Origin of the sequence: Dyadobacter pollutisoli (assembly GCF_026625565.1) — a bacterium.
GTDB classification, from domain to species: Bacteria; Bacteroidota; Bacteroidia; order Cytophagales; family Spirosomataceae; genus Dyadobacter; species Dyadobacter pollutisoli.
This window is the reverse complement of the sequence record NZ_CP112998.1, coordinates 3,595,584-3,609,392: the sequence shown is the minus strand read 5'-3', so window position 1 is coordinate 3,609,392 and position 13,809 is coordinate 3,595,584. Positions and strand designations below refer to the sequence as shown.

At 46.2% G+C, this 13,809-nt stretch carries 11 protein-coding genes; 8 read left to right on the top strand and 3 right to left on the bottom strand.

Annotated elements, in window-relative coordinates:
• Positions 1-11 precede the first annotated feature (11 nt).
• Positions 12-1,682 carry a hypothetical protein gene (locus ON006_RS14680; RefSeq protein ID WP_244823174.1) on the top strand — a complete coding sequence of 557 codons (1,671 nt, stop codon included), beginning with the start codon at positions 12-14 and terminating at the stop codon, positions 1,680-1,682.
• Positions 1,683-1,690: 8 nt separating this feature from the next.
• Here ON006_RS14680 and ON006_RS14675 read toward each other — a convergent pair whose 3' ends face one another.
• The 3 genes from ON006_RS14675 to ON006_RS14665 are packed head-to-tail and all read right to left on the bottom strand — an operon-like array spanning position 1,691 to position 7,286.
• Entirely contained in the window at positions 1,691-4,309 is a 2,619-nt protein-coding gene (locus ON006_RS14675; protein WP_244823175.1) for an FtsX-like permease family protein, read from the bottom strand.
• Positions 4,306-6,939 (bottom strand): ABC transporter permease, encoded by a 2,634-nt coding sequence (locus tag ON006_RS14670; RefSeq protein WP_244823176.1) that lies wholly within the window; start codon positions 6,937-6,939, stop codon positions 4,306-4,308. The genes ON006_RS14675 and ON006_RS14670 overlap by 4 nt, the downstream gene beginning before the upstream one ends.
• Before the next feature lie 2 nt (positions 6,940-6,941).
• Positions 6,942-7,286, bottom strand: a complete 345-nt coding sequence (locus tag ON006_RS14665; RefSeq protein ID WP_244823177.1) for a PadR family transcriptional regulator — start codon at positions 7,284-7,286, stop codon at positions 6,942-6,944.
• Between the two features lie 200 nt (positions 7,287-7,486).
• Between ON006_RS14665 and ON006_RS14660 the strand changes: the two genes are divergently transcribed.
• The 7 genes from ON006_RS14660 (at position 7,487) to ON006_RS14630 (ending at position 13,638) form a co-directional block, all read left to right on the top strand.
• Positions 7,487-8,005, top strand: a complete 519-nt coding sequence (locus ON006_RS14660; protein WP_244823178.1) for a GFO_1088 family ECF-type sigma factor — start codon at positions 7,487-7,489, stop codon at positions 8,003-8,005.
• Complete coding sequence (locus ON006_RS14655) at positions 7,989-8,789, top strand: HEAT repeat domain-containing protein (protein ID WP_244823179.1); 801 nt, start codon at positions 7,989-7,991, stop codon at positions 8,787-8,789. The genes ON006_RS14660 and ON006_RS14655 overlap by 17 nt, the downstream gene beginning before the upstream one ends.
• A gap of 50 nt (positions 8,790-8,839) precedes the next feature.
• Complete coding sequence (locus tag ON006_RS14650; protein WP_244823180.1) at positions 8,840-9,628, top strand: DUF4097 family beta strand repeat-containing protein; 789 nt, start codon at positions 8,840-8,842, stop codon at positions 9,626-9,628.
• Between the two features lie 27 nt (positions 9,629-9,655).
• Positions 9,656-10,357 (top strand): DUF4097 family beta strand repeat-containing protein, encoded by a 702-nt coding sequence (locus ON006_RS14645; protein ID WP_244823181.1) that lies wholly within the window; start codon positions 9,656-9,658, stop codon positions 10,355-10,357.
• A gap of 532 nt (positions 10,358-10,889) precedes the next feature.
• On the top strand, positions 10,890-11,102 hold the full coding sequence (locus ON006_RS14640; protein ID WP_244823182.1) for a hypothetical protein: 213 nt from the start codon (positions 10,890-10,892) through the stop codon (positions 11,100-11,102).
• 494 nt (positions 11,103-11,596) lie between these two features.
• A complete protein-coding gene (locus ON006_RS14635) occupies positions 11,597-12,910 on the top strand; it encodes a sensor histidine kinase (RefSeq protein WP_244823183.1) in 1,314 nt (437 codons plus the stop codon).
• A gap of 77 nt (positions 12,911-12,987) precedes the next feature.
• Positions 12,988-13,638 (top strand): response regulator transcription factor, encoded by a 651-nt coding sequence (locus ON006_RS14630; protein WP_244823184.1) that lies wholly within the window; start codon positions 12,988-12,990, stop codon positions 13,636-13,638.
• Positions 13,639-13,809: the final 171 nt, after the last annotated feature.

The following is a 13,809-nucleotide window of genomic DNA, read 5'->3' as shown; positions in this document are numbered from 1 at the left end:
CTGACTAGCATATGATCCAATTTGATTTTGACTGGTCAGAACCATTGAACCAGGTGATACTTGTGCTGCTTGTGATGCTTTTAGCGTTGCAGATATGGCTGGTAATCCGGGCTGGGAGGGCTGATGCGAATGTTTCCCCGGCCAGGTTTCGGGTTCGATTAGCATTGAATGTACTGCTCTGGGCGAGTATCCTGGCTTTTATTCTGCAACCTTTTATGCTCAAAAGCCCTTTTTCGGCCGTCGGTATCGTGTCGGGGGACGAGGTACCTGCTGCATTTACGCGGAAAGTCGCTGATAGTGTTGGAAAAGCTGAGTTGGTGAAAGTGGAAGAGTTGAAAGAGAGCAGTTTTGATACCTTGTTAATGTTGGGTCAGGACTTCAAATCGAGCGATTTTGAGTCGATTACGCGTAATGCTCATTCGGCCGTTTTCAAATGGATACCTTATTTTCAAACCAATCAAATTCAAAGTTTAAACTGGAAAGGCATTGTCCGCAAAGGAGAAATGCAGGTGGTACAGGGAAGCATTGAATCGTCGGAAAAGCAACTTTTGAAGGTACGTTTTGGCGAGCAACCGCTGGATAGTGTGCAGCTGGCGAAAGGTTTTAATGAATTCAAACTCACCTTTCCAGCATTTGGGGAAGGGGGTACTGCTACCGAACTGGTTTTGGGCAGTAGTACTATTGATACCATAAAGTTTTTTGCCCGACCGTCGGAAAATCTAACTGTCCGTTTCATTCTCGAAAACCCTGATTTTGAAAGCCGCAACCTGGCTACCTGGCTGGGGAAGAATGGTCATGCGGTGATTTATGATGCTGTTTTGTCCAAAAACATGAGCAGCAATTTGAATATTAACAAAGCTGAAACGCCGGATATTATCATTACTGATGCAACCAATGTAGGCAAAAGCATTGTGAAAAAGGCAGTGTCGGACGGCAAGAGCTTGTTATTGATGAACCTGACAGAACCGGCTTCGGAAATCAATCGCATTAATGTGGCGCTGGGAACGAGGTTTCAGGTTAAAAAAACCTCGAATGAAGCGTCAGTTTCGCTTGGTAATCAGCTGAGTGCATTGCCTTTTGCATTTACACCGAATCATTACAGTCTGCCAATTCCGAAAATACCGGCTGCGGTCGAAAGAACTACCGGGAAAGTGGGCGTAAGCTTGCTGAATGAGACATTTCCATTGCAATTGGCTGGCGATAGTGCACATTACCAGCAGATCTGGAACACGATTTTGGCATATATCAGGCCTGCGGAAAAGGATCGCGTCGATATTGAGGCGCCAATTCTTTTCAGGATACCAAATACATTGAAAATGAATGGTTTGCCTGATAATCCGACATTTGTAAGAATAGGGAATGACACTACTTTCCTTAATTATTCTGCATTGAACGACAGATCTGCGATGGCACATTTTGCGCCGCGAGAGTCAGGTTGGATCGCTTTACCCGACTATCGCGCCATTGAAGTCAATGTAGACAAAACGTCGGCATTATTGCAAACCGCAGCCGTGCGCCATTTTATTCAATCAAATGAGCGGTACCATTCAGAACTCGCTGAAACTTCCGTACAAAATTCTCACTCAACGAACGGTTTGAGCAAAAAGCTATCTGACTGGTTTTGGTTCGGACTGATATTGGTCTGTTTTGCAGCGGTTTGGATTGAGGGAAAACTCATTTAAATCAGTAATTAATCCGCCTTCAAGGATCTCGTCGGGTTCATTAATGCTGCTTTAACGGACTGATAACCAATGGTTATTAAGGTGATGAACACTATCAACAGGCCGGTTGCGATAAATACTCCTGTACCGATTGAAATGTGATATGCGAAGTTTTGCAGCCAGCTGTCCATGAGCCACCAGGCCAGCGGGAAAGCGATCACAACGGCTACCAATATCAATATCAGAAAGTCTTTCGTCAGCATGGCGACTACATTACCGACCGTAGCGCCGAGTACTTTTCGTACGCCTATTTCCTTTTTTCGACGTTCGGCTGTGAATGCTGCCAGTCCGAAAAGTCCGAGGCAGGATATGATAATGGCCAGGCCTGCAAAATACCGCGCAAGTTCTGAGACCACCGTTTCGGAGGCGTATTGGACCTGATAATCGTGATCAAGGAACTGGTAGTCAAATGAGTAGCCTGGGTTAAAGGATTTGTAAAAACTGCTCATTCTAGCAATGGTTTCTTTCTCCTTTCCAGCCGCGATTTTAGTCATGATGAGCATGGTTTCGGAGGGGGAATAGCAGAGGATAAACGGACGGATTTCTTCGTGCAATGAGTTGAAATGGAAGTTTTTACTCACCCCGACAATGTGCCTGGTGTTGCTGCCGATCGTGATGGTTTTGCCAATAGGATCTTGAAGTTCCATGGCTTTGACAGCAGCCTCATTGAGGATAATATTGGCGGTGTCGGAGCCGTAACTTCGTGAAAAGCTACGTCCGGCCGCTATTTTGATCCCAATGGTTTCGATGAGATCGTAATTCACCGGCATGCGGTAAAAGCGAATCCTGTCGTCGGTATTTTTTCCATCCCAACGTACACCGGTACCTGGCAAAGAGGCCGGAAGGATAATTTTTTGCTGGATACTGGAAGCATTCACGACTCCTGGCACGGATTTCAGCCGGGCAAGGAAGGATTCAGGTTGCTCGGCTACACGTCCCTGCATTTCAAAATAGAGCATATTGTCCTTGTCGTAACCCAGATTTTTATGCTGAACATAATTGATCTGCCGGTAAACGACCACTACCGACACAATGAACACGACGGACACCGTGAACTGGAAAACAACCAGCCCTTTTCTCACCCACAATTCGCCAAACGAAGTAACCAGGGCACCTTTCAATGTAGTTGCGGGGCTGAACCTGGACAGGTGCAATGCGGGATAGCTGCCCGCTAGTAACCCAGTGATGATGGAAATTGCCAGTATGATCAGAACGATTTTCGGCTCAAAATGCAATGTCAAGTGCTTGCCGGTTATGACATTAAACTGGGGCAAAAGCAGTGCCACTACCAGAATAGCAATGAACAATGCTATGAAACTCATCAGCAGCGATTCACCCAGGTACTGAAACACCAATGTAGACCTCGCCGCCCCAAGTGCTTTTTTGACACCCACTTCTTTGACCCTGACCGAAGCTTTGGCCGTCGATAGGTTCATGAAGTTAATGCAGGCAATGACCAGAATGAAGACGGCAATCAATGCAAATAGACCTACATAGGTAATCTTACCGCCGGCTTGTACGCCGTTTTCAAATTTGCCGTGCAGGTAGGCGTCGGAATATTTATGCAGGAACAATCTGGATGTTGAATCTTTGAAACTCGTTTTGGCCAGATCTGCCATTTTCTGGTCGAAAAGTTCCGGGTCGACGCCTTCTTTCAATACGATGAAACTGTTGAATGGGCCGCTGCTGGTTTTGGGCATACTACCTGGTGGCATGATCTGGTTCCAGGCATCCATTGACAAAAGAAAATCATATTGCTGGGAAGAATTGACCGGAAAATCCTTGAAGACGGCTGTAATCAGGCACTTTCCTGAGAAAGACAGCCATTTCCATTCAACGATTTTTCCTGCCGCCTGGTCTGCGGAATGGAAGAGTTGTACAGCTAGTTTTTCAGAGATAGCAATGGAGTTCTTATTGACCAGCGCTTGATTTTTGTTCCCTTGCACCAAGGGAAAAGAAAATACATTGAAATAATCCTGACCGACAAAGTTTCCCCCGGCACTCACCGTGTTGTTTCCGACCGAAAGGCTGAATTTCTGAAACCAGGTTGACGGTGTGGTGGTAACGGCCATTTCAACTTCCGGCATTTCCTGTACGAGGGTTTCACCCATTCGGTCGCCGGTACCATTGGAAGTTGCAATCCCACTGCTGCTCTTTTCGTGGATCATGACTTCGTAAAGCCGGTTGTCCTTTGCGTGAAATTTATCAAAACCCAATTCGTCGGTAACCCACAAACAGATGAGCAATGTGCAGACCAAGCCCGTGGAAAGCCCTATGAGATTGAGCATGGTGAATTGCCGGTCTTTCAGCAAATGACGCCAGGCTGCTTTGAAATAATTACGGAGCATATCAAAACTCAGCATATTGACGGAGCGGGTTTCGTTGGATTTTTCTTTGAAAAAATACGGATTTAAATGCCTGACAGCGGCAAATGCATATTCCCGACGCGCTTTGGCAAGGTTACCCTGTTTCACATTTTTTACAAAAACTTCATACAGGTTCCCCTGAATATCTTCCAGAAAACGGTCATCGACCCATTTTTCGAGGAGATAGTCAGCCCAGCGCGGAGGTTTCGGTGTCACACTCATTCAGATCTCAGGCTTTTGATCGGGTTCATCATAGCGGCTTTGATCGCCTGGAAACTGACGGTCGCCAATGTGATCAGCATTGTTCCCAGGCCGGTAAGGGCGAATATCCACCAAGAAATATCGGTCCGGTACTCATATTTTTGCAGCCAGCCGTCCAGAAAATAGTAGGAGCAAGGTGCAGCAATGAGAAATGCGAGGCAAACGAGCAGCACAAAATCCTTCGATAACATGCTCCAAACATTCAATATGGTTGCACCAAGCACTTTTCTAACACCTATTTCCTTGGTACGCTGCTCGGCAATGAATGATGCTACGCCGAAAAGTCCCAAACAGCTGATCAACACCGCCAATACAGAGAAAAATGTAGTCAGCTTGCCGATGCGCACCTCGTCAAAAAACTTCCTGGCATATACCTGATCTACAAATTCATATTCAAATGGGGATCCGGGATCGTATTTTCCGAAAACCTTCTTGATCTTTTCCAGCGAACTGGCGGTACTGATGGCCGGATTGATCCTGATGTTGACTACGCCGCCTCCATCCGCGGCCAGGCAAAAGAACAGGGGGCTGACAGGGGCGTAGGGCGACTGTACAACCAGGTCTTTGATGACGCCGATGATCTTGTAAGGTTTTTTGAACCAGGTCAAAGGCGCGTCTACCGGATTTTGCAGCCCCATGAATTTTACAGCTGTTTCATTGACCACCAATGCTACCGAATCGGTGGCGAACTCCCGTGAAAAATCACGGCCCTGTAAAAACTGCCAGCCAATCGTTTTACCATAATCGTGTGATACTTCATCAAAATTAAAATCCACTGACTGTGTTGGGTCTTTGCCTTGCCATTCAAAACCGCTCGTCGAGGACCAGGATTCGGTCGCAGGGCTATTGGATTCGGCTATTTCTGATATGGCGCCGGAGGTTTTAAGCTCCTCGCGTACCGCGTCGAAATGTTTATGAATGTCGGGTGTTGAGCGGTAAAGTGTCAGTAGTCCGTCGCGACTGTAACCTACCGGACGGTTTTTTGCGAATTGGATTTGTTTGAAGACAACCACGGTACCGATGATCAGAGTAATGGAAACCGTGAACTGTACTACTACCAGTACTTTACGGGGAATGGCAGCAAAACGGCCCGCGCGGAATGTGCCTTTCAAAACCTTAACCGGCTGAAAAGCTGACAGGTACAAGGCGGGATAGCTGCCTGCAACGATAGCCGTAATCACACTGAAACCGATACTTGACAGCCAGAATACCGGACTGGTCCAGAGCATGGTGATCTTTTTATCGGCCACTTCATTGAAAAACGGCAAAATAAGCTGCACCAGCAAAATTGAAAGTACAAAAGCAAAAGCAACAACCAGGAACGATTCGCTGAAAAACTGGGTGATCAGCTGGGCACGTACGGAGCCTACTGCTTTACGAATGCCTACTTCCTTCGCTCGTTTTTCAGAGCGGGCAGTACTCAGGTTCATGAAATTAATACAGGCCAGAAGCAACACAAACGCTCCGATCGTGCCGAAAAGCCAAACAAATTCAATGCGTCCACCTATTCTTACCCCGCCCTTGAATTCCGAGTAGAGATGCCAGTCGCTCATCGCATTCAGAAAGACCTCGGGCTTGTATTTGAGTTGCTCTTTATTAATGGTTTTAACTTTGATGTCTTTGATTTTCGCTGAGGCTTTATCGACATCGGCGTGCTTATTCAATTGAACATAGGTCAGGTAGGCATTGGGCCGCCACGGGTCCTCCATCGTTTTTAGCCAGGGATTAGCAACGATCATGAGTTGCCACGGCAGCATAAACCCCATGTCCCGGAATGATGAATTGAACGGAAGATCTTCATACACGCCGGTAACCTTTACAGAAAGGCTATTGTCGATCTTCATCGTCTTTTCGAGCGGATCGGCATCGCCGAAATACGCTTTTGCCACCGACTCGGAAAGCATAATGGAATAGGGGTCTTTCAGGCCTGAACGAGTGCCGCTCAGCATTTTGAGGCTCAGCATTTCAGTTGCCTCCGGTTCTATAAATGTCCCTTTTTTGGAAAGTTTCTTGTCCCCGACGGTCACGATATGCGGGTTAGTCCAGGAGGACATGACCACGTACTTAAAGTCAGCGCCATAATTACGCCGTAGCTCAGGACCCAGCGGAAATGGGACCGAGTTCTGGGTTCCGATCTGTCCATTGAAAGTCTGGTGCTGCATGATCTGCGCAATGCGGCCATAATTCTGAAAATTGCGGTCAAACGAAAGTTCATCGTAGATCCATAATCCGATCAGCATGGCCACGGCCATTCCCATGGCGAGTCCGGTGATGTTAATGAAGCTGTAAGCCTTGTTTTTGGCCAGCGTCCGGAGCGAGATTTTGAAGTAGTTCTTGATCATTTCAGGGCTAAATAAGTAGGTAGGGGAATATTGTGCGGGCTTTCTTTTGATGAAATAAGGCCTGATATATTTGACGGCGGCGAACAGGTACAGCCATTTTGCTTTTTGATGTCCGGATTTTTTTGCCAAGATCAGGAAAACTTCATGCAGGTCGCCGATGACATCTTCCAGGAAATGCGGCGCGATAACGACACCGAGCAGGTAATCGATCCACTTAGGCGGGCTGGGATTTTTTTTCGGCTCTTCCATGGCTATGAGAAGCTAAGTTTGGGTTGCATCTTTTCAGCAGGAATATTTTGCCAAAGTTGCTGGCGCAATTGCTGAATTTCCTGTAAACCCCGGTTGCCATAGCTGGTAATGGTAAAATACCGCTTTCTGCGACCGCCTCTTTCGGCCGTAGCGCCACCCATTTCCGATGTCAGAAATCCTTTTTCTTCGAGCCTGTATAAGGTAGCGTGTACCGCGCTGAGGGAAATGGTACGACCTGTATATTGCTGGATGCTTTCCCAAATGGTCACACCGTATGCCTGCTCGGTACAGGCAGCTACTACAAGCAGGACTATTTCTTCAAATTCTCCCAGAAAAGTTCTTTTCATAAACCAATGGACTGATTAGTTATAATAATGCAAAACAAATCCCTTGCCAATTTTGAAAACCTCGCTGATTTGATGAAAAAGGCGTTTTTGCATTTGCCGAATGTCCGTTTGCGAACATTTGTTGTTCGGCGCTGGACAGGAATAAAAAAAATTGCTTCACCTTGTAACGTTTTCCCGGCTCAGTCGTCTTTGTCATTGAAATGGATTTACAAGCCTTTAACCAACGCATACTCCCTGTACAGGGCCGCCTTTTCAGGCTTGCTCAAATGTTTCTCCGCAATCGCGAGGAAGCGGAGGATGCTATTCAGGATGTGTTCCTGAGGTTGTGGGTCAACAGGCAGCAGCTTGAAACGTATCAGAGCATTGAAGCGCTTGCGGTTCAAATGACTAAAAATGTATGTCTGGACAGGTTGAAGTCGCATCACAAAACGAAAACCAGCGGAGATACCGATATGCTCACCGTGCAATCCTCTGATGTTTCGCCCTACCGGCAGGTAGAAAACACAGACAGCGCCGGCCTGATCCACAAGCTGATCGGCGAACTGCCCGAGCAACAAAAGCTGGTACTGCACCTGAGAGACGTGGAGGAGTATTCATTGGAAGAAATTGAACAGGTCACCGGGCTGAGCAATGCCAACATTCGTGTGATCCTTTCGAGGGCGAGGCAGAAACTCCGGGACAATTACCTTAAAGCAAACGACTATGAATCAGGATATTGAAAAACTACTTGAAAAATATTACGAAGGCGAAACCTCGCTGGAAGAAGAACGCGAGCTGAAAGAATTTTTTCAGGGAAACCAGGTACCGGCTCATTTGCAGAGCCATGCCGCGCAGTTCAATTATTTTAAGGAAGCCAGGAACGAGCATCCTTCGCTTACATTCAGTAGTGAGCTGGCTGCTAGGCTTGATCCGCCAAAGCAGGGGCCGGTGCGCAGGTTTACGAGCTGGTTCATTGGAATAGCGGCCGGATTGACGCTTCTGATCGTCGGATTTACCGGTGGCTGGATGTTCCAGGCAAGATCAGGGCAGCAGTCGGCGAGCATATTCGCCAAGTCGGAAGATGTGGCGGCGGCCAACCAGATGAAAAAAGTACTGGCATTTGAGCAAACCGGCATAACGTCGGCCAGTGAACGCATTCAGGCTGTTAATCAGAGTTTTGAAATGTCGGATGTAGATAATGACATTACCCAGCTACTGATCAATACCCTCAATTTTGACCCGAATATCAATGTGAGGCTGGCTGCATGCCAGGCACTGGTGCATTTCGAGGAGCAGCCGGAGGTGAGCGAGGCGCTGATCCGTTCCCTGGCCATTCAGACGGATCCGAATGTGCAGATATCGCTGATCGAATCGTTGGTGGCCATTAAGGAAAAACGTGCGGTGAACCAGTTTCAGCAGCTGGCCCGCAACAGTGAGGTGATGGACGTAGTGAGGTTGAAAGCAGAGGAGGCGGTATACCGGCTTGAAGGACCGAAAGCTTCACCTAAACCATTGACATTGTAATACCTGACCCTTCGGATTTATCATTTACCAATAATTTTTTAATCAAAACCATGAAAAAAGTGCTTTTAGTAAGTATGGGACTACTTTGCTGCCTGACAAGTGTACAGGCGCAAACCCCGGAATTCAAAACCAAACTGGCCAATTCGAAAGATCGGAAACTAACCATTGAAATGGCGGATAGCGATATCAAAATTGAAGGGTACAATGGCGACGAGGTCGTGATCCAGGCCTCGTCAGGGTATGAGGCGCCGCCTGAGCGTGCGAAGGGTTTGAAGCCGCTTTACTATACCGCGGTGGACAATTCGGGAATAGGACTATCGGTCACTCCGGATGCCAATGGCCTGAAAATCGAGAAAGCTACCCGCAAGTCTATCAAATATACGATGCGTATACCGCGCCAGGTTTCTGTTTTATATCAGCAAACCAACTGGCAGGGAGGAGCGGGAATAAGCGTCAATAATGTGGATGGGGACTTGGAAATTCGTACCAATAATGCCAATATTAATCTCAACAACGTGACTGGCCCGGTGGTAGCGAACAGTACGAGCGGGGACGTGAAGGCAGCTTTTTCCAATGTAAACCAGGGCAAGCCCACTGCGATTTCGAGCATTAGTGGGGTGATTGATGTGTCGTTGCCTGCGACGGTGAAGTCTAACCTGAAATTACGCTCGATCAATGGTGAAATGTACACGGATTTTGACCTGGGGCTTAAAAATTCAAAGGACGGAATGTCGAAAGTGGGAGGTGGCAGCAACATTGAAGGTACTACCAATGGAGGTGGGGTTGAAATCCAGCTCAATACCATAAGCAGTGACATTTATATCCGTAAGCAAAAGTAATAGTTCACTCAAATAGCAATCTAAACCATGAAAAATATACTATTCCTGTTCGCCCTTGCCTTGATAAGCGGTCCGCTTTTCGCCCAGAAGATCATTGAAAACAGTCTGCCATACTCGGCCGGCAAGACCGTGAACCTGAATTTGAAATTTGCGGACAGCATCAGGGTTAGGTATTGGGATAAAGCAGAAGTGTCTGTACGTATTGCGGTTACGATCAACAAGGGAAAGTTGAATGATGGCCTGCTGGTTACCAAAAGTACAACGGCGGATGAGGTGACCCTGAAAACAGATTATGATCAGGAGTTGCTGAAACAAGGGAAAGGAGAGGATTGCCCAGGCAGTAAAAAAAGTACGTGGAACAGCAGCAACGGCAACGAGCGCTACTATGTATGCAGTGAAATCACTTACCAGGTGTACCTGCCACGCCAGGCAAAGCTGAAACTGGAGACGATTAACGGCAACATTGATATTGAAGGTGCTACTGCGACGGTTCTAGCCAAAACGATCAGCGGATATGTGGATATGAGCTGGCCAAAGGCGACAGGCGCTAATGTCGCGATGAAAACCATTACCGGCGAAGTGTATTCAGACCTGAACATTGATTTCAAAAATAAGAAGCAAAAAGACCCCATTGTCGGCTATTTGCTGGAAGGGACGTTCAATGGCGGCGGGCCGGAAGTGAGGCTTGAATCGATCAGCAACAATGTGTATTTCCGGAAACGGGATTGAAATACAAATACATTAAAACCGGCGAAGATCCCTGGAATGAGTGTCCGGTGATGACATACTGAACGTCCCAACTCTGGGGAGGTATTTTTGTCTCCTCGTTTTTATCCAAATTGCATATATCCGGCAAAAGACCGCCTGTCCCCTGAACCGGACGGGCGGTCTTGCTTTTAGGGGAATAGGTCGGTTCATAGAAGGTTATTTTCCTAAAATGAAAAAAGTACAAAACAAACTCTTACAACGAGCGGGTAAAATCCATAAAATGTTAGCTCTTAATTTGATAACACTTTGTCTTCTTGGCCGGTAGCTCGTATTGGATAGCCGGGTGTAGTAAAAGGTTTAAATGTGTTGTGGCGGCTTTTCAAGAGCGTAAATGCCGCCCCAAGGAGCCTGGGATACACCCTGGAAATCGCTCGTCTCACCCCAAAAATAATAATGTTTTAAAATGAATAAATTATAATTGCAGTGAGCTAAGGCAATATTTGTCTTGGTGGTTTTAAATCAGTCTTAGTTTTGTTTAATAAACAATTCCCTCATGAAAACGCAAAGTAAGTATTTGGATGAAATTAACCGGCTGCTCGCAGACTATCTTCTTGAAATTGAGAAGTCAGATCTGAAGCCGCTTTCGGCCCAGGTTTACCAGGTTCAATCTAAGAATTTTGTTAGATGGATCAATGGCGAGTTTACGCCTGGCGAAGTCAAAAAAGCGAAAAGACTGAATCAGGAAAAACCTGAAAAAGGCAGTTAACGATTTTCCGGTTATTATCTTACTCTCGTTCCTCTTTTACCCTCCATCATCAACATCCTGGTCTCCGTCCGGGTCTCCTTCCGGTTTCACATTACACGCACGGGCGGCAACAGCTTTGTTTGTCAAAAACCTTGGGTAAGGCAGTAGCAGTTAAATGGTTTCTGCTTTAACAAACAAAACACCTTCACGGTATTACCGGAAGGTGTCAAATATACTCAACGTTTATAACGTATTTCATTACGTTCAATTCCAGAAGTTACTTTCACTCTGACCCTCGATTCATCCTATATTTTGAAAGTATTTACAAATTTACGATCCAAAGTGGTTTAAAGATGTAGATACCCATGAATGGCTGTGTAGCAATTTCTCTACATTCGGTATTGAGTATTTTAGGTAGTTTTGAGTTTTCCATTGGTTACAACTCACACATAGAACCGGACAACTGCTTCGTATATATATAACGGTATATCGAACTTGTCAGTAAAGCCAAACGCATGAATCTATCGTTTTTGGAATGGCCTGTTCGCAAACAACTGGCGCTGGAAACCGACATCCTGAACCGTGCGCGTATTAAGGTATTGTCTTACTCACTGCATTTGCGGCTTCTGACAACCGGAATGCTGCTGGCATATTACATGTCGCAAAACTACCGGGAACAGACTATCCGGATCGCCATTTTGATGGGTGTCGCCCTGGTGTTTTATATAGCTCTGGCGATGGGTTGTGAATGGCGCAAGTCGGTGCATGCAGGGATCACGATTTTCCTGTTGATCATCGTGAGCAATCTCTTTTTGTATGAAAATGGGTTTCATCTGGTGACATTGCAGTATGTCGCAATTATCAGTATTTATGCCTTTTATGGTCTGGGCAATCGCTGGGGGATCATTTACTCGCTGGCCAGTGTGATCCCTTTCCTGTTTTATATTTTGTTCAAAAACGATCTTGGGACGGACATTCCCTGGGGGCCGGAAGGAACAGGCAAGGTCACTATCACGATCCTGCTTTTTCATAATTTCTTTTTTCTGGTTCTGATCAATTACTACTTTTTCACCTCTTTTTACGAGACCATCGACGCGCTGGACTCCCGTACGACTGAACTGACGGCCAGTCTGGACTCTGTGGGTGATTCGCAAAAGAAGCTGGAAGCAGAGTTTGTCCATCAAAAACACCTGATCGCGAGTATTTCGCATGATATCAAAAGTCCGCTCCGGTTTTTGATGACCACCACCGGACGTCTGGCCCGAAGCCATCCGGAACTTCCGACGGTGAGGGCTATCAGCCAGTCGAGCTACCGGTTGTATCATTTCATGAAAAACCTGCTGGAATATACAGAGTTCCGTTACAAGAACGCGGCAGTCAATTTCAGTTATCTGGACGTGAATGAACTGGTGGATCAGAAGTTCGAGATTTTTGCAAGCGAGGCGGAGAGCAACTCCAATACCTTCGTCAACGGTATTACACCAGGGGTTATCCTAAAAAGCAATCTTCAACTGGTGGGTATCATTCTTCACAACCTGATCGACAATGCAAACAAGGTGACCAACGATGGTACTATCGAGGTGACTTACAAGGATTTCAGGGACTCGCTGCACGTGCTAGTGAACGATACCGGACCTGGAATGGACATCAGGATCATGAACTGGATCAATAGCGACCACAAGCTGCCCGGGCCGGAGCACAATGCCCAGAGTTTCGGTATGGGGTTACTCATTGTGAAGGAAATCACCAACCTGATCAACGCAAAGCTGTTTGTGGAAGTATATGGAGAGACCGGCACGTCCATTCATATTATTTTTCCCAAAAAATAGGTTGTAGCTAATTTTCTACGTGTATTTTCATATTTATATAACTACTTTTAAAAGGAATTGAGGTAACGTGCATTCGAATGAAAACAATTTTATTGGTAGAAGATCACTCCATCGTGCGGATGGGGGTGAAGTTATTGATCGAGGATTTTCTCCCGTCGGTGAATATTGTAGAGGCCGGCACTTTTAATGAAACGTTAAGGCAACTCCAGACAAGATACTTTGATCTGGTGTTACTGGATATCCGCATACCTGGCGGGGAAGCTTTTCAAATGATTACCAGGATCAGAGAGATTCAGCCGAAAGTGAAGATACTCATCTTTTCATCCCAGGACGAGGAGCTCTATGCGATCCACTATGTCAGGACCGGGGCAAATGGTTTTTTACCCAAAGATTCGACAAATGAGGAGGTGGAGAAGGCCATCACTTCGGTATTGAATGGTGGTACTTACATCAGTAGCATTATCCAGGATCAGCTGGTAAACAATACTTTATTGGAACGGGAAAGCAAGGAAAGTCCGCTGGAAATACTCTCAAACCGTGAGCTTGAAATCATGGATTTGTTATTGACCGGTAAATGGACGAAAGACATCGCAACCGATCTTAACATTAAGGAAAGCACGGTTAGTACCTACAAAGCACGGATCTTCGAGAAACTGGAAGTTACCAATATACTGGAATTGTTCAAAAAAGTGGAGATATACAAAAGGCGGCAGACCGGCTTAAATTAGCGGGTCAAATTGTCGAATATTCGCGACGCAGTGTCATTGAATTCATATAAAAAAATCTGGGTTATGCCATATAAATAATGGCACTCATTACTTATATTTACTGAAACGATCAGTTGGCCCTGCCAGCGAGAGTGAACCCCCCAATCAATAATTCCCACGGTGATGGAAAGG

What these genes read in the sequence shown, in the direction of transcription:
- ON006_RS14630 (WP_244823184.1), top strand. Translation starts at nt 12,988, where the DNA reads ATGAAAACAATTTTATTGGTAGAAGATCACTCCATCGTGCGGATGGGG.
- ON006_RS14670 (WP_244823176.1), bottom strand. Translation starts at nt 6,939, where the DNA reads ATGGAAGAGCCGAAAAAAAATCCCAGCCCGCCTAAGTGGATCGATTAC.
- ON006_RS14655 (WP_244823179.1), top strand. Translation starts at nt 7,989, where the DNA reads ATGAATCAGGATATTGAAAAACTACTTGAAAAATATTACGAAGGCGAA.
- ON006_RS14645 (WP_244823181.1), top strand. Translation starts at nt 9,656, where the DNA reads ATGAAAAATATACTATTCCTGTTCGCCCTTGCCTTGATAAGCGGTCCG.
- ON006_RS14675 (WP_244823175.1), bottom strand. Translation starts at nt 4,309, where the DNA reads ATGAGTGTGACACCGAAACCTCCGCGCTGGGCTGACTATCTCCTCGAA.
- ON006_RS14650 (WP_244823180.1), top strand. Translation starts at nt 8,840, where the DNA reads ATGAAAAAAGTGCTTTTAGTAAGTATGGGACTACTTTGCTGCCTGACA.
- ON006_RS14680 (WP_244823174.1), top strand. Translation starts at nt 12, where the DNA reads ATGATCCAATTTGATTTTGACTGGTCAGAACCATTGAACCAGGTGATA.
- ON006_RS14665 (WP_244823177.1), bottom strand. Translation starts at nt 7,286, where the DNA reads ATGAAAAGAACTTTTCTGGGAGAATTTGAAGAAATAGTCCTGCTTGTA.
- ON006_RS14660 (WP_244823178.1), top strand. Translation starts at nt 7,487, where the DNA reads ATGGATTTACAAGCCTTTAACCAACGCATACTCCCTGTACAGGGCCGC.
- ON006_RS14635 (WP_244823183.1), top strand. Translation starts at nt 11,597, where the DNA reads ATGAATCTATCGTTTTTGGAATGGCCTGTTCGCAAACAACTGGCGCTG.
- ON006_RS14640 (WP_244823182.1), top strand. Translation starts at nt 10,890, where the DNA reads ATGAAAACGCAAAGTAAGTATTTGGATGAAATTAACCGGCTGCTCGCA.